The sequence below is a fragment of the Yoonia maritima genome (assembly GCF_043641945.1).
Taxonomy (GTDB): Bacteria; Pseudomonadota; Alphaproteobacteria; order Rhodobacterales; family Rhodobacteraceae; genus Yoonia; species Yoonia maritima_B.
In genome coordinates, this window is sequence record NZ_JBHZRX010000010.1 from 1 (window position 1) to 20,085 (window position 20,085).

17 protein-coding genes and 1 tRNA gene are annotated in these 20,085 nt (G+C 52.7%); 13 read left to right on the forward strand and 5 right to left on the reverse strand.

Features of this window, described 5'->3' with window-relative positions:
* A partial coding sequence (locus ACHUEV_RS16985; protein ID WP_394181994.1) for an Ig-like domain-containing protein occupies positions 1-2,247 on the forward strand: 2,247 nt, incomplete at its 5' end.
* A 250-nt stretch (positions 2,248-2,497) separates the two neighbouring features.
* Here the strand turns inward: ACHUEV_RS16985 and ACHUEV_RS16990 are convergent.
* A complete protein-coding gene (locus tag ACHUEV_RS16990) occupies positions 2,498-3,817 on the reverse strand; it encodes an ATP-binding protein (protein WP_394181996.1) in 1,320 nt (439 codons plus the stop codon).
* A 47-nt stretch (positions 3,818-3,864) separates the two neighbouring features.
* Here ACHUEV_RS16990 and ACHUEV_RS16995 point away from each other — a divergent pair, with 47 nt between their 5' ends.
* Together ACHUEV_RS16995 and ACHUEV_RS17000 are read left to right on the forward strand one after the other, a co-directional pair.
* Positions 3,865-4,785, forward strand: a complete 921-nt coding sequence (locus ACHUEV_RS16995; RefSeq protein WP_394181998.1) for an MBL fold metallo-hydrolase — start codon at positions 3,865-3,867, stop codon at positions 4,783-4,785.
* Between the two features lie 75 nt (positions 4,786-4,860).
* A tRNA-Asn gene (locus ACHUEV_RS17000) sits at positions 4,861-4,935 on the forward strand.
* 342 nt (positions 4,936-5,277) lie between these two features.
* Here the strand turns inward: ACHUEV_RS17000 and ACHUEV_RS17005 are convergent.
* The gene (locus ACHUEV_RS17005) at positions 5,278-5,964 is read right to left on the reverse strand and encodes a GntR family transcriptional regulator (protein WP_394182000.1); all 687 of its coding nucleotides are present in this window, start codon (positions 5,962-5,964) and stop codon (positions 5,278-5,280) included.
* Between the two features lie 237 nt (positions 5,965-6,201).
* Here ACHUEV_RS17005 and ACHUEV_RS17010 point away from each other — a divergent pair, with 237 nt between their 5' ends.
* The 6 genes from ACHUEV_RS17010 (at position 6,202) to ACHUEV_RS17035 (ending at position 11,631) form a co-directional block, all read left to right on the forward strand.
* The gene (locus ACHUEV_RS17010; protein WP_394182002.1) at positions 6,202-7,176 is read left to right on the forward strand and encodes an ABC transporter ATP-binding protein; all 975 of its coding nucleotides are present in this window, start codon (positions 6,202-6,204) and stop codon (positions 7,174-7,176) included.
* Between the two features lie 24 nt (positions 7,177-7,200).
* The gene (locus tag ACHUEV_RS17015) at positions 7,201-8,466 is read left to right on the forward strand and encodes an ABC transporter substrate-binding protein (RefSeq protein WP_394182004.1); all 1,266 of its coding nucleotides are present in this window, start codon (positions 7,201-7,203) and stop codon (positions 8,464-8,466) included.
* Positions 8,467-8,528: 62 nt separating this feature from the next.
* Entirely contained in the window at positions 8,529-9,377 is an 849-nt protein-coding gene (locus ACHUEV_RS17020) for an ABC transporter permease (protein WP_394182006.1), read from the forward strand.
* Position 9,378: 1 nt separating this feature from the next.
* Entirely contained in the window at positions 9,379-10,215 is an 837-nt protein-coding gene (locus ACHUEV_RS17025) for an ABC transporter permease (protein ID WP_394182008.1), read from the forward strand.
* Positions 10,215-10,874, forward strand: a complete 660-nt coding sequence (locus ACHUEV_RS17030; protein WP_394182010.1) for an aspartate/glutamate racemase family protein — start codon at positions 10,215-10,217, stop codon at positions 10,872-10,874. The genes ACHUEV_RS17025 and ACHUEV_RS17030 overlap by 1 nt, the downstream gene beginning before the upstream one ends.
* A 190-nt stretch (positions 10,875-11,064) precedes the next feature.
* Positions 11,065-11,631: a YdeI/OmpD-associated family protein gene (locus tag ACHUEV_RS17035; protein ID WP_394182012.1), complete on the forward strand. Its 567-nt coding sequence runs from the start codon at positions 11,065-11,067 to the stop codon at positions 11,629-11,631.
* Between the two features lie 445 nt (positions 11,632-12,076).
* Here ACHUEV_RS17035 and ACHUEV_RS17040 read toward each other — a convergent pair whose 3' ends face one another.
* Together ACHUEV_RS17040 and ACHUEV_RS17045 are read right to left on the reverse strand one after the other, a co-directional pair.
* A complete protein-coding gene (locus tag ACHUEV_RS17040) occupies positions 12,077-13,819 on the reverse strand; it encodes a vanadium-dependent haloperoxidase (RefSeq protein WP_394182013.1) in 1,743 nt (580 codons plus the stop codon).
* Between the two features lie 388 nt (positions 13,820-14,207).
* Positions 14,208-14,777: a YcbK family protein gene (locus ACHUEV_RS17045; RefSeq protein WP_394182015.1), complete on the reverse strand. Its 570-nt coding sequence runs from the start codon at positions 14,775-14,777 to the stop codon at positions 14,208-14,210.
* Between the two features lie 342 nt (positions 14,778-15,119).
* On the opposite strand from ACHUEV_RS17045, the gene ACHUEV_RS17050 reads away from it, so the two are divergent.
* From ACHUEV_RS17050 to ACHUEV_RS17065, 4 genes are all read left to right on the forward strand, one after another.
* Positions 15,120-16,733, forward strand: coding sequence for a L,D-transpeptidase family protein (locus ACHUEV_RS17050; RefSeq protein ID WP_394182017.1), 1,614 nt, complete (start codon positions 15,120-15,122; stop codon positions 16,731-16,733).
* A gap of 31 nt (positions 16,734-16,764) precedes the next feature.
* The gene (lpxD, locus tag ACHUEV_RS17055) at positions 16,765-17,826 is read left to right on the forward strand and encodes a UDP-3-O-(3-hydroxymyristoyl)glucosamine N-acyltransferase (protein ID WP_394182019.1); all 1,062 of its coding nucleotides are present in this window, start codon (positions 16,765-16,767) and stop codon (positions 17,824-17,826) included.
* Between the two features lie 63 nt (positions 17,827-17,889).
* Positions 17,890-18,150, forward strand: a complete 261-nt coding sequence (locus ACHUEV_RS17060) for an acyl carrier protein (protein ID WP_394182021.1) — start codon at positions 17,890-17,892, stop codon at positions 18,148-18,150.
* Complete coding sequence (locus tag ACHUEV_RS17065; protein ID WP_394182023.1) at positions 18,150-19,358, forward strand: beta-ketoacyl-[acyl-carrier-protein] synthase family protein; 1,209 nt, start codon at positions 18,150-18,152, stop codon at positions 19,356-19,358. The genes ACHUEV_RS17060 and ACHUEV_RS17065 overlap by 1 nt, the downstream gene beginning before the upstream one ends.
* A 41-nt stretch (positions 19,359-19,399) precedes the next feature.
* On the opposite strand, the gene ACHUEV_RS17070 is transcribed toward ACHUEV_RS17065, so the two are convergent.
* Positions 19,400-20,023, reverse strand: a complete 624-nt coding sequence (locus ACHUEV_RS17070; protein ID WP_394182024.1) for an invasion associated locus B family protein — start codon at positions 20,021-20,023, stop codon at positions 19,400-19,402.
* Positions 20,024-20,085: the final 62 nt, after the last annotated feature.

The following is a 20,085-nucleotide window of genomic DNA, read 5'->3' on the forward strand; positions in this document are numbered from 1 at the left end:
GCGCCGACCGGGATTGATCTGACGGATGCGACGAACACCGGCGCGACGGATGATACGTTAACCAGCAATGCGACCCCAACCATCGCGGGTGTGGGCGAACCCGGTGCTGTGATCGAGGTCTTTGTCGGCGGTGTTTCCGTTGGCACAGTGACCGCTGATCCAAGCACAGGTGCGTGGGAATTCCCCTTCGCGGCAGGCAATCTGGCCGCGGGCGACAACGCAATCACCACAACCGCAACCGATGCGGCGGGCAATACATCGGCCCCATCAGCTGCTTCTATCCTGACACTGGACGATGCAGCGCCAGATAGTGCGCCAATGGTTGACGTTGCCACCGCAAGTGACAGTGGCACGGGCGAAGACAACATCACAAATGTCCCAACACCAGAAATCGGCGGCGCGGTTGAGCCCAGCTCCGTGGTTGAGATCTTTGTTGCTGATGTCTCGGTCGGAACCACGACAGCCGATGAAGACGGCAACTGGTCGTTTGTCTTTGCGGCTGGAGATCTTGTTGAGGGTGACAACGTCGTCACAGCAACGGTTACAGATACTGCAGGCAACACTTCTGCACCATCTGAGCCGCAAACGATCACAGTCGACACCATTGCACCAACTGCTGTGTTTGACATGCCGGCAGGTGCGCAATCTGGTCCGTTCCAGGCGACACTCGCGTTTAGCGAGCCGATCGATGCGCTTAGCCTTGCGGAATTGGTCGTTGAGAACGGTGCCGTTTCAAATCTGTCGACGACTGATAATGTGACCTTCACGTTCACGGTTGAGCCGACTGAAGATGGCGTTGTGAATGTATCTGTGCCAACAAGCGTCGCATCCGACGTAGCAGGGAACCGAAACAGCGCGGCTTCTAGCTTGCTTGTTCCCTACGATTCAACTGCGCCGACGGTTGCGATTACTGGGCCGAGCGACAATGTGACAGAAACATTCACGCTGACGTTCGACTTCTCAGAAGACGTGACGGGCTTTACCATTGACGACATCTTGGTGACTGGCGGAACTGTCTCAAACTTCCAAGGCTCGGGTACGAGCTATACCGTAGATATCACGCCAAACCTTGGCGAAGTCGTGATGGTCGATATTGCGGGTAACGCTGCTCAGGATATCGCGGGCAATGGCAACGTTGCTGCGGCAACATTCACGGTGCAGTCCGGGTCCCCAGCGGTCGAATTTGCAGAATCCGAAGATGAAATCCGGGACATCGTCGTAGACGTAGCAACACGTGATCTACAAAACCGACTGGCTGCTAATCGTCAGATGGTAGACGACGCACGTACGCGGTTCATCGCCAATAATCGTCGCGAAAAGCAGTGTTTTACTGACGAAACTGGCTATATTCAGTGTCCTGATGGTGTCGGACGGCGCGACGTGCCGCTCGATATCACAGGTGATCTGAAATTCCAGAACGGTTCACTCGCAACGCGTGGATCATTCTTTGGTCAGCGGGGCAACGATAACGGTGATGTTTGGCGCGTCATCTCGGGCAATTTCAACATCGTCAGAGACGACGACGGTTCGACCTCAGCGCTCATCTCTGGCCGTGTCGCTTGGGAGCACGAAACGTCAGACAATACCATGCTTGCCTATTATGTTGCTGGTGATGTTTCACGCTCGGAAATCGCCGGACAATTTAATGGCACTGCTGAAGGTTACGCACTGACATTGGGTAGCTATTTCGTAAGCGCGCTTAGCGAGAATGCCTTTGCAGATGGCTACGCGTCAGTGGGCTACGGCATTAACAACCTCGCACTTTCGAATGATACGCTGGGTCTTGAAGGCGAATACAGTGGACTGTCATTCCAAACAGGTTTGAGCCTGACTGGCGTCTACGGTGACGGCAACATCGAGTTCTGGCCGCATCTTTCACTTGACTATGGCTATTCTGAAATTGGCACCGTCGATTTCGATGCGCGCGCTTATGGTTTGTTTGATGAAGTGTCTCTCGAAGGCGGGGAAGTGTCGATCTTTAAGCTGAGCTTTGAGCCAGAGATCAAAATCGCCGTCACTGGTGAGGTCGAAGGCCAAGGATCGACAACCCTGACGCTAACACCGCGTCTTGTATGTCAAAGCCTAAGTGGAACTACGACGACACAAGAATGTGGAGGCGGCGCAGGCATATCACTATCCTCGCGTTCCGCAGATAACCTTGGACACTTCAACGCAGGCCTCGCCGTTGATCGGGTCGGTGAGACCGTGCAGTCAAACCTACACCTAAAATTTGAGCGGAGGTTCTAGTTAGAACTCACAATGCACCGGGTAGGTTTATGATCTTTCCCGGTGCTCTGTTATTCAGCTGTGCAGGATGCGTGATAACGAGTTTTAACGAGATTCATCTAGGACAATACTAAAAGATACGCTCTTTTCCTATTCGAGTCAGCGCGAAGATTATGTAGGTAAAAGGATACCAACTCAGGACAGATTTTTTGTTTCAGTGCACGTTTACTACGCTGCAGCTTTTAATGGATCTCGAAATCTTTGCTCGCGGCTAACGTGCAATAACAAGTTCGGCCTTAAGTCCGCCCAAGCGTTCACTTTTTCCCAGCCGTAATATGCCGCCGTGGGTGCGGGCGATGTCGGTTACGATGGAAAGGCCAAGTCCTACTCCACTGCCTTTGTCCTGATTGCGGGCTGGATCAAGACGGACAAATGGACTCATGGCGTCGTCATGCTGGTCCGGAGGTATGCCCGGACCATCGTCTTCGACCCAAAATCGGACGGCGCGGTCTGTTACGCTGACGCCGATTTCGGCCCGATTGCCGTAGCGTAGGGCGTTTCCAACAAGGTTATCTAGCGCGCGCCTGATCGCTGTCGGGCGAAGGGCGATGGGTGTATTTGGTCCTTCGATTTCAGCAAGGGTCAGCGCATGTCCCATACGTTTGTTGTCGGAAAGCACTGCTTTCACCAATTCACCTGGCGCAATCGTTTTAATCTCATCGCCGGCGTCACTGCGCGCGAAATCTAAGAATGCATCGAGAAGATTTTGCATCTCGTCGACATCCTTGATCAAAGGCGCAGCATCTTCTTCGTCTAAGAAAGATAGTCCGAGGCGCAGACGGGTGAGTGGGGTGCGTAGATCGTGGCTGACCCCAGACAACATTAGGGTTCGGCTTTGAATTTGCCGTTCCAAGCGGTTGCGCATGTCAAGAAAGGCCATGCCTGCGGCCCGTACCTCAATTGCTCCTGTCGGCGTAAAAGGTGTGATGCGGCCACGCCCATAATCTGTTGCTGCCACGGCCATTCTTTTGATTGGGCGAAGTTGGTTGCGCAAAAAGATAAATGCGACGGCCGTCATCAAGGCACCCATTACGACCATGATTACCAGCAACTGGTGTGGGTTTGAGGCAGAAACCCGGCGGCGGCTGAATTCCATTCGCAATGGGCCATGCGCGGTCTCGACCCAGACGACAATGACCCGGCGATTGGCAAGCGATATTGCATGGACATTGGGAATACTTGAACGGACCGTCGAAATAACGGTGTTTCCGGTCAGATCCTGAAGTGGCTTCGTGTCAGAGTCCGGAACATCAAGCGCAGGTAGTTCGGTTGCAATTTGTAGCGGCTCGCCAATGTCCGACAGCATAGTGCGTGCCGCCGAGATATCTGGCGCCTGATTGGTGGTATCAATGAGATACCGCAGATCAATGGCTTCGGCACTTGTCATCAACCGTGTCACACCGTCAAAGTGGCGTTGAATGAAGACGACCGAGATCAACAATTGCAACAGTAAGACTGGCAATATCAAGATGAGCGCGGCGCGCGCATAAATGCCGCGCGGCATGTAATTTTTGAGCCAACGAAAGAACATAGGCGCAGGCTATCGTCGGCGCGCCGAAACGGAAAGCGAAGAAAACAATGATGGCGGAAGAAAAGATGCCGGTCGCGGGACAAGCAGAAACCATAATGCCGAGTTTGCAAAGGGTGCTTGCACCAAATCCTTCACCAATGACGTATTGGGGGACCAATACCTATATTCTTGGCGATCATGATGTTGTTGTGATTGATCCCGGACCTAATGATGAATCACATCTTGTAGCGTTAGTGCGAATTTTGGCAGGACGGCGTGTGGATAGGATTTTGGTGACACACAGTCATCTCGACCACTCTGGTTTGGCGGGAGCGCTGAGTACAAAGACCAATGCTCCAGTCATAGCTTTTGGTGATAGCGGGGCAGGGCGAAGCACTATCATGACCGATCTAATAGCTGGTGGGTTAACAACGGGCGGCGAGGGCGTAGATCACGGTTTTCAGCCTGATAAGTATCTCGGCGATGGCGCAATGATCAGTGGCAGCTGGGGGAAGATTGAGGCGATACATACCCCCGGGCACATGGCCAATCACCTTTGTTTTCGATGGGGAGATGTGGTCTTCACGGGAGACCACGTTATGGGCTGGGCGAGTTCTCTGATATCGCCACCCGATGGCGACTTGACCGAATTTATGAAATCTTGTCATCGGCTTACTGAGATTTCTGCTAAGTTGTTCTTACCCGGCCATGGGGGCACCGTTGATGATCCGACTGATCGGTTACGCTGGTTGATAGAACATAGATACGCGCGTGAAGCGCAAATTCTATCCGTGCTGTCCAGGTCCACGCTGACCATTTCTGAAATTACAGATTCGCTTTATCGTGACTTGGCACCCGGATTGCGGCGAGTCGCGCAAAGAAATATCTTTGCACACCTCATTGACCTAGTCCAACGCCAGAAAATCGCGGCTGACCCCGGGATAAATTTTGATGCAAAATACTATATTATTGGGACTTCGGATGGTTGACCAAAAGGAATGCAAAAAACTATTCAAAAGCCTCTAGACGCCACTGAATCACGTTGCTATACGGCCCTCAGTTGTTCCGACGTAGCTCAGCGGTAGAGCAGTTGACTGTTAATCAATTGGTCGTAGGTTCGATCCCTACCGTCGGAGCCAAATCAACCTTTAAGGTGTTGGCTGGAAACAAAAAAAGGCGCTCCTTCGCGGGGGCTTTTCGCGTTCCGGGCACATTCTCTGACCCATCCGATGATACAAACTGCAGGCGGGAGTCGGAGCGATGAGACGAACAGCCAGCCATCTCCACTTGGGGCGCTGCACTTCGGCATTCTATTGGCGAAGGCGCATCCCAAAACTTTTTCAAGAAACGTCTCAAACTCGTTTTTTGTTTTCTGCTTGCAGACACAAGCGGTTCGTGAGGCCGAAGTGTCAGCAGGGTGAATGATCACGCAATCGAGAATGTTCGAAAGGATCACAACGTTTGCGTTAAAAAGACAGGGCTCATTGTTTCAGCGCCTCGCGCAGTGACGCGGGTGCGGATTTTCTCGACCTCAGATCAAGCGAGGTTAGGAGGTCAATAAGGTGGCTTTTCATCAATTCTTCGGCCAATTCTCCATCGTGGGTTCGGAAAGCCTCAATCAGGGCGTGATGGGCGTGGCTTTCGCATAGGGCGGTTCGACGTTCCCAGTAAAGCGCGATGATGAGAGAAGAGCGCGAAATTAGCTGCGTGATAAATGCTGCAATCGTAGCTTGGTCAGCGATGCGTGCAATTTCTATGTGGAATAGCCCGGATAAATAGATGGCACGACCTGTATCTCCATTGGCGATTGCAGCGTGTTCGGCATCGATATGGGCTTGAAGGGCTGTAATATCCGCATCTTTCATGCGCTCTGCGGCAGAATGCGCTGTGCGAGGTTCCAAAAGTGCGCGCGCTTCAAAGACCTCATGTGCTTCGGTAACTGAGGGTTGCGCAACAAAGGCACCACGGTTGCGCTTTAGTTCGATGAGGCGGTTGTGCGAAAGGCTTTGGAGCGCTGTGCGGATGATGGTTCGGCTCACACCATAAACGTCGCTCAATTCGTCCTCGCCGAGTTTCATTCCTGGAATAAGGCGGTGTTCATGGATGGCCAGTTCGATCGCGTCAGCGACAGCGGTAGCAGACCCAGATTTTACCAAAGTGTTTGTCATTGTTGCCCTACTCCTTTGATTGATTCTGGTCTGGTCTCAGCGAAAGGCCAAGGCATGAATGTGCATATTAGCCACGAATACAAATTGTATACAATATTGTGATTAAAGATGCGCACATGATGGCTTCGGTTGAGGAAAAATTAAGCATTCCGTTGATGTAAAGGGTTCTTGCGCGAAATTCGCTGCACAGTTTCCGATGTTTCGCTGAACCTGAGGGGGCAAACATTTGGAGTGGCAATGCGCACAGGATATGATCTCGAACTTGTCCATCTGAGCAAACGCTATGGGGATACCGTGGCGGTGCGGGACTTGAACCACATTTTTAATGCGGGAAGTTACGTGTGCCTGTTGGGGCCCTCAGGGTGTGGGAAATCATCGACGCTACGGATGATCGCGGGCCACGAAAGCGTATCGGATGGCTCTATCGTTCTCGATGGCCTGGATGTGTCGCATTTGGCCCCAGCTAAGCGGGGAACAGCGATGATGTTCCAAAATTACGCGCTGTTTCCGCATTTGTCTGTACGTGACAACGTCGCGTTTTCCTTGCGGATGAAGGGTGTTGATAAACCCACGCGTTATGGTCAAGCGAACGAGTTGCTCGAACTTGTTGACATGAATGACTACGCGGATCGTCTGCCAGATCAGCTTTCAGGTGGGCAACAGCAGCGGGTGGCGCTGGCGCGTGCGCTGATCACTAAGCCGAAGGTCTTGTTGCTGGACGAGCCGCTATCTGCGCTTGACCCGTTTTTGCGGGTGCGCATGCGTGCAGAGCTGAAACGGATACAGCGCGAGCTTGGGATTACGTTTATTCACGTCACGCATGGACAGGACGAAGCGCTCGCATTGGCAGATGTCATGGTCGTTATGAATAACGCAGTCATCGAGCAAGCCGGGTCTGCACGTGATGTTTTCAATGCGCCACGTACCGAATTTGTCGCCCGTTTTATGGGCGGGCACAATGTTATCTCATTGGATGGCAGCAAAGTTGCGTTGCGTGCTGACGCGGTTGCTTTGGCTGATCAGGGATTGTCAGCCACCGTTACTGGGGTGGAGTTCCAAGGCGCCCATGTTGCCATGACTGCCACCACAGAAGGCGGTGACGAGATCCTCGCACTGCTGCCTGAAGAGACTTTTTATCACTCACCAAAAAATCCAGGCGACGTGGTTTCGCTCGCTTGGGACGAGGGGCGGCTACACCGCCTCCAAGCATAAATCTAACAACAAGGGACAATAGATATGTCTAAAATGCGTTATAGCCGCCGTGCGGTTTTGAAGAACGGGGCTGCGGCCGTCGCTGCGTCGACCTTGCCGGCCCCAATGGTTTGGGCCCAAGAAATCAAAGACATAACACTTCGCCAATTTGGCACCGGTGTGTCGAACCTGAATGACGTTGCCAATAAGGTAAAAGAAGATCTTGGTTTCACGCTCGCGATGACCGCGCTGGATAGTGATAGCGTGACCCAGCGCGCCGCGACCCAGCCTGACAGCTTTGATATCGCCGATATCGAATATTGGATTTGCAAAAAGGTCTGGCCGACAGGCAATCTGCAAGCGATGGATACGTCGAAGATCGCAAATTACGACAAGATTGTTGGCATCTTTAAGTCTGGGAAACTGACACCTGAAAGCGTAATCGCGCAGGGTACCGCTCCGCATAGTGTTGGCTTTGTCGATGGTCCCGATGGCAACTCATTTGCCGACGAGGAAACTGGTTGGATGACGCTTATCCCGACGATCTATAACGCAGATACGCTGGGTATTCGCCCAGATTTGATCAACCGTCCGATCAACAACTGGTCTGAACTTTTGAACCCTGAATTCAAAGGAAAAGCTTCGATCCTTGATATTTCTTCAATCGGGATCATGGATATGGCCATGGTTTGTGAATCCATGGGCGAAATCCAATACGCGGACAAAGGAAATATGACCCGTGAAGAGATCGACAAAACTTTTGCGATCTTCACGGAGGCCAAACAAAACGGCCAATTCCGCGCGTTCTGGAAATCATTCGACGAAAGCGTAAACCTGATGGCTGCAGGAGAGGTCGTGATCCAGTCGATGTGGTCACCAGCAATCACGGCGGTCAAATCGCGCGGCATTCCATGCGTCTACCAGCCGCTTGAAGAAGGTTACCGCAGCTGGGGTGGTGGCATCGGTCTTTCAAAGTCCCTGTCCGGCATGGAGCTGGACGCGGCCTATGAATACATCAACTGGTACCTTGATGGCTGGGTCGGTGGTTACCTGATGCGTCAGGGCTACTATTCTGCCGTGCCTGAGACATCGAAGAACTACATGTCTGAAAACGAGTGGGGCTATTGGTTCGAGGGCAAGCAAGCCACCGGCGATATTACGTCTCCGACAGGGGATGTGTTGGCTAAGGCTGGTGAGACCCGCGATGGCGGGTCGTTCTATGACCGTATGGGATCAGTCGCTTGTTGGAACGCCGTGATGGACGAAAACCAATACATGGTCCGCAAATGGAATGAATTCATCGCATCGTGATGAAATCGCTGCGAAGGGTGTTCACCATCCTTCGCGGCAGCCGTCCTTGATTGAGAGAAGCCATGCATCGAACACTTATAACCTGGCTTCAGGCCGCGCCGCTTGCTGTAATCCTGTTAGGGTTTCTTGTGGCGCCGATCATTATGATCGTCATCGTTAGCTTTTGGGGGGCGACAGAGTTCTCAATTTATCCTGATTTTCAACTTGATAACTACAAGTTTTTGTTATCTTCTCCAGTTACTTACAAGGTGTTCTTCGCAACCTTTAAATACGCGTTCATCACTTGGGCCCTTACCCTAACAATTGGCTTCACCGTCGCATATTTTCTGGCTTTCCATGTTCGAAGCCAAACCACACAAATTGCGCTGTTTTTACTATGCACCATTCCATTTTGGACATCGAACATCATTCGCATGATTTCATGGATTCCGTTTTTAGGTCGTAATGGGATCGCTAACCAAACACTGATGTCCTGGGGCGTGATCGATGCGCCGCTTGATTGGCTGTTGTACTCGGATTTCTCGGTGATCCTTGCGTTCGTACATCTTTACACGCTGTTCATGGTTGTCCCGATATTCAACACTATGATGCGGATCGACAAATCATTGTTAGAGGCAGCACGCGACGCAGGTGCCAGTGGGTTTCAAACGCTGTGTCATCTGATCATTCCACTGACAAAGCCGGGCATTATGATTGGAAGCATCTTTGTCGTAACACTGGTGATGGGTGATTTTATCACTGTGCGTTTCATGTCCGGATCGCAAAAGGCCAATGTCGGGCGGCTTATTTCGAATGACATTGCGCTTCTGCAGTATCCTTCCGCCGCTGCGACAGCCGTTGTTTTATTGTGCACTGTGCTCATCATGATCGCGATCATGTTGCAGTTCGTGAATATTCGAAAGGAATTGTAAGATGGAAAAACGACCACGGTCCTTTTACGTCCTTGCCAGCTTCTTTGGGTTGTTCATTTTGTTCCTTTACGGGCCAACACTGACAATCGCCATTCTATCGTTCCAAGGACCAAAAGGTGGCCTAACATTCCCAATGAATGGTGTGTCATTGCATTGGTTCCGCGATCTTTTTGAGCAGCAAGCCGTCGGTGATATTTGGGGGGCATTCCGAAGGTCGTTGCTCCTTGGGTTTATGGTCTTGATCACAACCGTCGTCGGGTCTGTCATGGCCGGCCTTGCATTCCGCAAAAGGTTTACCGGGTCATCGACGCTATTCTATCTGGCAATCACGTCGCTTGTGATCCCGTCGATCTTGATATCCTTGGGGGTTGGTCTGATCTTTAACCAACTGGGATTTCGCGTGCACTGGGCCACGTCTGGTTTCGGCAGTCAGCTGACGTGGACGTTACCCTTTGGCTTGTTGATCATGTTCGCGGTATTTAACCGTTTCGACAAAAGCTATGAAGAAGCCGCGCGCGATCAGGGCGCGTCGTCATGGCAAACCATCCGATTTGTCATCATACCGATCATTGCGCCGTCGTTGATTGGGGTAGCGCTGTTTGGGTTTACACTTTCATATGATGAATTCGCACGTACGCTGCTAACAGCCGGGTCATACAACACTTTGCCACTTGAGATATTTGGCATGACGACCAACGTCACCACACCGGTCATTTACGCGCTTGGCACGCTTACAACGCTATTCTCACTCGGCGTCATTGGATTCTTTCTTCTGGCATTCTGGCTCATGGGCAAACATCGTGCGCGATTTAGTTCGGAGGCAGGGAAGGGGCATTGATGAAAATCGTATTTATGAACCCGAATTCCTCTGAAGCGATGACACAAAGCATCCTTTCTGTTGCGCACGCTGCTGCTGCTCCAGGTGTTCAGGTCGTTGGCTGGACCAACAAAAACGGACCTCCATCAATTCAGGGGATTGAGGATGGACAGGCTGCCATCACCGGGCTTCTTGCAGGGCTGCAATCGGACGAAGTCGCTAATGCAGATGCAATTGTGATCGCTTGCTTTGATGATGTCGGATTATCCGAAATGCAACGTGCCGCGCCATGTCCTGTCATCGGCATAGGGCAAGCATCCTATGTGATGGCCGATTTGCTTGGGCAACCGTTCTCGGTCGTGACTTCTGTGGCAGCTTCCGTTCCCGTCATTGAAGGCAATATAGCTTGCAGAGGCACTGGTTTGAATTGCGTTTCAGTACGTGCGAGCGGATTGCCGGTTTTGACGATCGAAGAGGGCTCCGAGCAAACGCGCCAGCACTTGGCCAAGGAAATTCTGAAAGCGAACGAACGCGATGGGGCAAGAACCATAGTTTTGGGTTGTGCGGGGATGGCAACAATGCACAAAGACCTAAAAGCGCGCACCGGAATGGTTTTGATTGAAGGGGTCAGCGCCGCAGTTGCGCTGTGCACGTCAGTTGAAGGCCTCAGGCTCTTTTGAACGAAGCATCCAATAGAGCAGGTCAATTATGTTTGTTGTTGCGGTCCTCAAAAAATTTTAGGCTTCCTAAAATGCTGATGCGGCCAGACGATATGAGAACCCTAAAATGCAGTTCCCAGACACAAGTAGGCCTATATCATGCCATGGCGCTACTGCGTCAATAAAGGCGAGGCCAATTGGAGTTTCAGGTATGGCCGAGGTGATTTTCTTTTCAAAGAAAGAAGAATTTGCAGGCTGGATTGAGGCCAATTCCGATGCCAGTGAACTTTGGGTTGGGTATTATAAGAAAAGTGCCGAACAAACGGGGCTGTCATGGTCCGAAACCGTGGATGTGGCTCTTTGCTACGGCTGGATTGACGGCATTCGCAAAACCATTGACGAACACCACTATAAGATCAGGTTTACGCCGCGCAAATCTGCGAGTGTTTGGAGCGCGGTCAACGTCAAAAAGGTTAAGGCACTGATCAAGCAAGGGCAGATGAAGCCAGCGGGTCTTGAGCACTTTCAGAATAGGACAGATACCAAGGGTTATTCTGCAGATGACAAAAATGTCCCTCTTTCTCAAGAGTATGAGGACCTGATCAGAGCCAACCCGCGCGCATGGACGTTCTTTTCAAATCTCGCTCCCTCGTACAAACGGGACTCGATTTGGTGGGTCATGAGTGCCAAGCGGGAAGAAACCCGCGCAAGACGGTTGGGCGTGCTGATTGCATCAGCAGAGGAGGGGCAGAGAATACCTATGCTACAAAAGAAATAGGCAATCCATCAGCGTTCAGAGAGCTTGTATTGCTCCAGCCCATGGCAGCACCATGATCAGTAATCCCAGAGGGCAAATGGCGTTGCGCATTTCTTATTGCTGAAGTGCGCAATCGTGGGCACGTTAAACTACACGTCGCGGATTCTTTGCGTGATCGGACGAGAATCGGGATAATTTATTCTGTTAAATCATAATGTTATGCGCGTGAGGCCGGCCCCTACCGTTGGAGCCAATTACCTTTTAAGGTATTGGCCAGAAATGAAAAAAGCGCCTCTAATTGGGGCGCTTTTTTCGTTTTGGGTGTTCGTACCAAGGTGAGAAATCTGCACAAAAGGGGCTTGTGAGAACCGTCTGTAGCAACCGAAAAAGCCGCGAATGGCCTGCGCAGTGCATGTGATGCATCTCACGGTCCTGCGCTGACCTAGCTCACCGTTGGTTTTGCGTCCTAGCGTGCCCCGATCCGTAGTGTGTCGCCGTCGAACGTCTTTAGCGACATCACAAAGGGATCGGTTGGGTAGCAAAGTGCTTGTTCTTCTAACATGCCAATTGCGATTTCTTCGCCCATCCGCAGACTATCATAATAGTCCGAGAAGTAGTGCACACCCGCCATATTCCGACCGATAGAGATGTTAGCCGCCAGCTTGTTTAGCTCGCCCTCCAACGTCAGGGCTTTTGTTGGGCCGGTGTCTGTTAACGTTGTCCCATCCACACGAGACTCGTAAGCAACTGCGACGTCATCAGGGCCGGGGTGGCGGAACGAAGGGATGCCGTTTTGGCCCGTTTTGACAAAGGATGACCCGGTATCAAAAAATGCCTTAAGCACCGTGACACAAGCGCCCGCAACAGTCGCATGTCCTGCGGCATAGGATGGGTGCATTGGTGATCCTTCCTTAAAGGCCATGGGCAGTAGCGCGTTACCGCTTTGGGTGATCACCTCTTGGACGGTTGCGTCAATCTGACTGGCAAGAGCCTGACATTTTCCGCCTAGATCGGGAAAGATTGCGGCAATGTCGTCGGCTTTTTCAATTCGCGCAGCCAAGACTTCTGGTCGGCAGCGGATATGGGTGTTGAACTTTTGGAACCGCGCCGCTTTCAATGCTCGGGTCGCGACCTCGGTGACCATCGTCAGGATGTGGGGGCCGCCGTATAGGGCAAAGCCGCCAACGTTTGATGCGCGTCCTGCCATTTCAGCGCCAGATGGATAGCTGTCGCGGCCACCCGACAGGCTGTCAAATCCGGGATCAAGTGGTGCGTTCATTCCCAAAAGGATCAGACAGGCGTTAAGGTAGGCCTCGTATAGCGCATCGAAATGGACATAGGTGGCCAAGTCGCGTGGCGTGTAGATGAACCTTTTCGTTCCGGTAAATTCCTGTCCGGGGTCCCCGGGACCACGCACGTCAAAACCTTGCTGCACATTGTGCCAATCTTCCCATGTTGTCATGAAATCTGTCGCGGCGGCCTCGGGCACGCGTTGGTCGACCGTCAGTGCACCATAGGCGATCATGCCATCCTTGGGTTCAGCAATGCCGGGTATTTCGTTCCCAATCAGCATGAATTGGGACAGATAGGGGCCTTCGTCCACGCCCGGAGAAGATCCGCGAAATACTTCCTGGCGCGAGATTAGCCCGTTTTCTGCCGTCTTGCGCGGCCGGTTTGGAAAGTGGCTGGTCGCATAGGGAAGATCATTGAGCCGCCCGACCGCAGCTGTCAAATCCGCATTTCCACCAGCCGCATCAAAGTTTGCGAATGGCACGTCACGCAGAAGTGCAAGTTCATAAACCTCGGCCATCTCAAAGGCTAATTCGTCAGATCCAAGTGCCGGAGCAGGGGCCATGGTGATGGCTTGGCAGTCTGGGCCTTGCAGATCGTAGCAAAGCCCGGCAGTCGGTGCTTCCCATTTGCGACGGCTATCAAAGGGTGCTTCGGGTTCGGGTACGGGAACGCGATTGTTAAACGCATCGATATAACCGTCATCAATTGCTTGTCGAAATGCCGCGAAATGTTTCGGGTCGCTGATCAGGCCGATGTCGTCGTGATCAAGACCCTTAGTAAAGCTTAGTGCGAACCTAGCACATGAATAGGCTTGTTCGTCACCGTTGGCTTTGTGTTGTAGAATAGGGCGGTCGCGGGCCATTTCGGCGGCAGACACGCGGGCGTTAAATGCGCTTTTATTACGATAAATAGACATAAGTCTCTCCAATAAAAAAAATGTTTAGTTGGATAGTAAGTCTTACTTGGCAGGCCATAAAACTTGGCCGCTCGCCCAGTTAAATGTCGGGCTGTCGCCCTAATACTTGGGCTGAGGTAAGAGTAAGGTTTGCGCAAGGTTGCGTAAAGTAGCGCATTCCTTACCAATTGGGGGCCAGTGACCAGATTCGAAATTACTGTGACACTACATTAGAATTGGCGATTCACTGATTGAGAACAGCCGCTTGCGCGATGCAAAGCTCGTTTTCGCTTGAAAGCACTATGGTCGACCTGGATTTGCGTCATGCCCGCTTGCAGGCTTCTATAAAACACAATGAAAAAGAGGGCCCGTGGCCCCCTCAACTACATCGTTTGTCTAACTGATCGCTTTAGCCGCGCCATGTCCGGATTGGACCACAGTCCATGTGGACAAAGTTCGAACCGCTGTAGCGGCCAACACCACCGGCGCGACAAGCAACGGCAGCATTTGCCATTTGCGATGTAGATCGGCTTTGCAGGCGAAGGTCAGCAGCTTGGCCACTCATGTGCAAAGAGTTGCGGGCGACCCCAGATGAACGGCTGCGCAGCATCGCGTTGGTTTGTGGAGAGCGGTAACCAGACAAGAGCATGTAAGGTTCGTTCGCATCCATTAGGTTTGCTGCTGCAGCCATAATGTCGATGGTGCGCAGATCCATTTGAACCGCTTCGCCGGTCCGCCAGTCGCGCATGTGAACGTTAATTTCACGCACGGCCTCGGCGATATACTCACCTTCGATCCAGTAAATCGTGTCCAGACGTTCGCCTGTACGCCCTGAATGCATCGAGATGCGGCGAATATCGCCTGCGCCCCGAAGAAATCCTGCTGCATTTGCGTATGATGGTGCGGCTGTTACCGCGGTTGCCGCGAATGCACCAAGCAAACCGCGACGTGTAATCCCAGAGGAGTTTTTGTTGGTCATTGAATTGCGCCTGTCCCGTCGCTCAACTATGCCGCTTTGCGGCTTTTTTCATCGTGTCCCCAGATGTGCATATTTTATGGCACATTTTGATTCGTTCACCAAGGGGTGTTTAACGTCAACATACCTAATAAAGGGGAAATAAGCGAGAAATTGCGCAGGAATTGTGCATCAATCTTGCTCTGCGTCCGTTCGCTAGGCTGCAATGACGCAACACAAATTGCCCAGCATTGGCCGCTCGCGGGATTATGAATGGACTTCCGCGAAGTAAGGATATTCATACTCTTCTTTAAGTTAATGGCCCACTAGACTAAGTCGGGACCACAATTTCTTGGGGGATTAGTAATGTTGATCAAGAGTACGCCTGTTAACACCGCGATGGCACGAGTGTGGTTGATTGTTAGCGCAGTTACCACGCTGCTGTTTGCCGCACCCGCGGCACAAGCACAGGTCACCGATTTCCGCCAAGCTGTTGCGCAAGCCGCTGCATCAGATGAAGACATTGCCGCATTCTATCGCGAACGCAATTTTGAAGGCATCTGGAGCGCAAGCGGGGATCGCCGTCGGCGCAACGCGTTGATGTCTGCTTTTGCTGCTGCGGGCGATCACGGCCTACCAGCCGGACGTTATGATCCTGAACCTTTGATGGCACGTTTGCAGGCCGCTTCAACCCCAGGAGAGCAGGGCCGCGCAGAAGTCGAACTGACACGCATGTTCCTGCAATATGCGCGTGACGTTCAGACCGGTATGCTGGTTCCTTCGCGTGTCGATAGCAATATTCACCGTCAGGTGCCTTACCGTTCGCGCCTGTCAACTATTCGTGCCTTTGTGCAATCTAGCCCCGATGGTTTTTTGCGTGCGCTTCCCCCAAGCTCGCCTGAATATACACGTCTGATGCGCGAAAAGATGGCGATGGAGCGTTTGCTTGCCGATGGCGGCTGGGGCCCAACAGTACCCGGCGGAAAGTTAGAAGCAGGCAGCAGCGGTAACAATGTTGTAGCACTGCGTAACCGTCTTATTGCAATGGGGTTCCTAGAGCGGACAAATACACAAACCTATGATGCGGCAATTGTTAACGCTGTTCAGCGTTTCCAGCAGGCCCATGGTCTAGCGATCGATGGCACTGTGGGGCAGGGTACACTTCGTGAAATTAATGTGGCACCTGAGACCCGCCTCCAGTCGATCATAGTCGCTATGGAACGTGAGCGTTGGAACAACCGCCCACGCGGTTCGCGCCATATCTGGGTGAACCTGACAGATTTCAGTGCTAAGATCGTGGATAATGACGTTGTAACGTTTGAAACGCGTTCTGTGATTGGTGCAAACCAAGATGATCGCGTTAGCCCAGAATTCTCTGACGTTATGGAGTTCATGGTCATTAACCCAAGCTGGTACGTACCACGTTCGATCATCACAAAAGAATACTTGCCGCAGCTTCAGCAAAACCCGAATGCTGTTAGCCAGTTGCTGATTACTGATTCACGCGGTCGGCCCGTTAGCCGCGGTTCTGTCGACTTTAGACAATACACCGCTGCGAACTTTCCGTTTTCGATGCGCCAGCCCCCAAGCCGGGGCAATGCATTGGGTCTTGTAAAGTTCATGTTCCCGAACCGCTACAATATCTATCTTCACGATACCCCCGCCAAAAGCTTGTTCGGTCGTGAAACACGTGCGTTCAGCCATGGCTGCATCCGTCTAGCTGACCCGTTCGATTTTGCCTATGCACTGCTGGCGCGGCAGGTGGGAAACCCACAAGAGTTTTTCCAAAGCCGTTTGGCAACGGGCACCGAACAGCGCGTCGATCTCAAAGATCCAGTGCCTGTTCACCTTGTTTACCGGACAGCGTTTACAAAGCCGGATGGTCGGATGCAGTTCCGTCGCGACGTTTATGGGCGTGACGCCCGCATTTGGAATGCACTTGCGCGCGAAGGGGTGGCGGTCCGCGCCGTTCGCGGGTAAATCTGACCTCGGAATTTAATCCGGGGGCACCATGGCACATTCAGTCAAAGACATCGCAGCGGCGCTAGGGGCACAGGCCTTTGGCGCCGTTGATTTTTTGGTCGATGGGGCTTCTGAACCTGCGACTGCTGGCTCGCGCGATCTTGCGCTTGCCATGACGCCTGCATATGGCGATGCGCTGACCAAAGGCAAGGCGCGGGTCGCCGTGGTTTGGCCCGGTGCGGATTGGGACGCATTAGGGCTGGAAGCCGCGATCTATGCGCCACGCGCGCGGCTGGCCATGGCCGGTTTGACGCAGATGCTGGATAAACCGCTGCAGGGTTCTGGGATCAGCCCACACGCTGTCGTCGACCCGACTGCCACGATTGCCGCAGATGTCGTGATCGGTGCGTTCGCCGTGATCGGCGCTGATGCAATGATCGGGGCGGGGACTTGGATTTCAGACAGTGTCAGTATTGGTGAAGGTGTTTCTGTCGGCGCTAATTGTCAGCTGCACGCTGGGGTTCGTTTGCAACGTGGATCACGGTTGGGGGATCGCGTGATCGTACAACCGAATGTCGTGATCGGCGGCGATGGTTTTTCCTTCGTTAGCAAAGAACCTTCCAACGTGGAGCTTGCGCGTGAAACGCTTGGCGTGGCACCGATGACTGCGCCCGAAGATCCGACATGGCACCGGATTCATTCACTCGGTGGTGTCGAAATCTGCGATGATGTTGAAATCGGTGCAGGGTCCACCGTTGATGCAGGAACAATTCGTGCGACCCGTATCGGCAAGGGAACGAAGGTCGATAATCTGGTGCAAGTCGGCCACAACGTAATCGTCGGAGAACACTGCCTTCTGTGCGCGCAAGCCGGCGTTGCGGGCTCTACGGTTGTTGGGGATCGCGTTGTTGTCGGTGGTAAGGCCGGGATTGCCGATAACGTTACAATAGGGGCCGATGTAGTGTTGGGCGGTGGATCAGTCGTGTTGTCAAACGTGCCCGCTGGCCGGGTCATGATGGGGTATCCAGCCACCAAAATGCACACTCACCTCGAAAGCTATAAAGCCCTGCGCCGTCTGCCACGATTGTTGAGCAGTTTGGCAAAACGTTAAGAAACTGTTTCATTCTTAGGCAAAACGACCTAAATCCCATTAAACAAAAACGGATCTCAGACCATGAGCATCAAAGAACAGGTGATCGTAATTATTGCAGAGCAAGCCATGCTCGAGCCATCGGATGTTAAGATGGACCACACGCTTGCTGACTTGGGGATCGACAGCCTTGGTTTGGTCGAAAGCATTTTCGCCATTGAAGAGACCTTTGATATTACGGTTCCATTTAATGCGAATGACCCAAGCGAAAGCGATTTTGATATTTCCTCTGTTGCGGCCATTGTCGATGCAGTGGTCAAGCTAAAGACTGAGCAATCCAAGTAATGCGTCGCGTCGTCATAACCGGGGCGGGCACAATGAACCCGCTTGGCGCAGATGTTGCCACTACATTTGAAGCATTCCGCGAAGGTCGCTGCGGCATCGGCCCGCTAGACATCAAAGACGTCGACCGTCTGTCGATCCAAATTGGTGGTCAGATCAAAGGCTATGACGAGGCGGACCATTTTAACCGCCAGCAACTCGCGCTCTATGATCGCTTTACGCAATTTGCATTGCTGGCTGCACGTCAGGCGATCAGCCAATCAGGTCTGACCTTTTCTGGTGAACTGGCCGACAATTCTGGTGTTGTCCTGGGTACATCGGGCGGTGGGCTCACAACGCAGGACGAAAACTACCGTGCTGTTTATGAAGAAGGCAAAAATCGGGTTCACCCGTTCATTGTACCACGGCTGATGAACAACGCGGCCGCTAGTCATGTTTCGATCGAATGGAACCTGCGCGGTCCGACATTCACTGTTGCAACCGCTTGCGCGTCATCGAACCACGCGATGGGTCAGGCATTCAACATGGTGCGCAGCGGCATGTCTAAGGTGATGATCACCGGCGGATCAGAAGCAATGCTATGCTTTGGCGGGATCAAGGCATGGGAAGGTTTGCGGGTCATGTCCAAAGATGCGTGCAGACCGTTTTCAGCAACCCGCAATGGGATGGTCCAAGGCGAAGGCGCCGCCGTTTTCGTGTTCGAAGACTATGAACACGCCAGGGCACGCGGAGCAGAGATCCTTTGCGAGGTCGCAGGTTTCGCGATGTCCTCGGATGCATCCGACATTGTAACACCTTCCAAACAGGGCGCTGCGCGTGCCATTGCTGGCGCTGTGCGCGATGCAAGAGTTTCACCTGACAGCGTTGGCTACATCAATGCGCATGGCACCGGGACGACGGCAAATGATAAAACAGAATGTGCCGCTGTTGCTGATGTCTTTGGTCATCATGCTGATCAGCTGATGATTTCGTCCACGAAATCCATGCACGGCCACCTCATTGGTGGAACAGGTGCCGTCGAACTTCTCGCGTGCATCATGGCGCTCAAAGACGGGGTCATCGCGCCAACAATTGGCTACGAAGAACCCGATCCAGAATGCACGTTGGATGTAGTGCCGAACGAAGCGCGCGATGCGAAAGTCGATGTCGTTCTCTCAAACGCCTTTGCGTTTGGGGGGCTGAACGCAGTTCTTGCACTGCGAAACCTATAGGGTCGTCAAGGTACCCGACCCATAGGCCAGGTACCCATCGTTTATTCGCTATCGGGGCCAACCGAACCTTCATAACCTGCGGTAAAGCCTGTCAGTGACAGGTCGAGCAGGATTTCTTGGCTTGGGTTGGCTGCGTGGACAAGACGCACGGTCGCGGCTGCGCCGCGTTTGAATTGGTCTACTTCTGCTGCAGTGAAGCCAAGACGCGCGACACAGCCACCTTGGTTGCAGAAACGGAACGGGTAGCTGCGTGCATTTTGGCCATCAACAGAAAGGGTCAGCTGTTGTGTTAGCAGTGTTTCAAGAGGAACAACGACGGTTGCGCCAGCTACTGCGGTCGAACCTTCTGGGAGGCGGAAGAAGTTGAATTCCGCGATCGCGTTACCCTGATCATCGCTCAACAGCTGATACAAGTTGCATGGATCCGCTTCGCCTTCTGGCGCGCGGACGCAGCGCATTGCCCAGTCGCCGAACTCTTGTAGAATGTAGGCTTGGCCAACTGCGGGGCCCGCGGGCTCTCCAAGATCAAGGTCAGTAGCTGCCGTAGAATCAGTGACGTCTTCTGCTGGTGCCTCAGTAGGGGCTTCGGTTGTCTCTTGGGCGAATGCAGTGCCGCCTTGCATAAGCAATGCCGCGACAACGATAGATTTGAATGTACTGCGCATAAGATAGGTCCTTTAGCTTTTGGGCTTGCTTAGCACGGGCTTTTCCCACTGTCAGCGGGGAA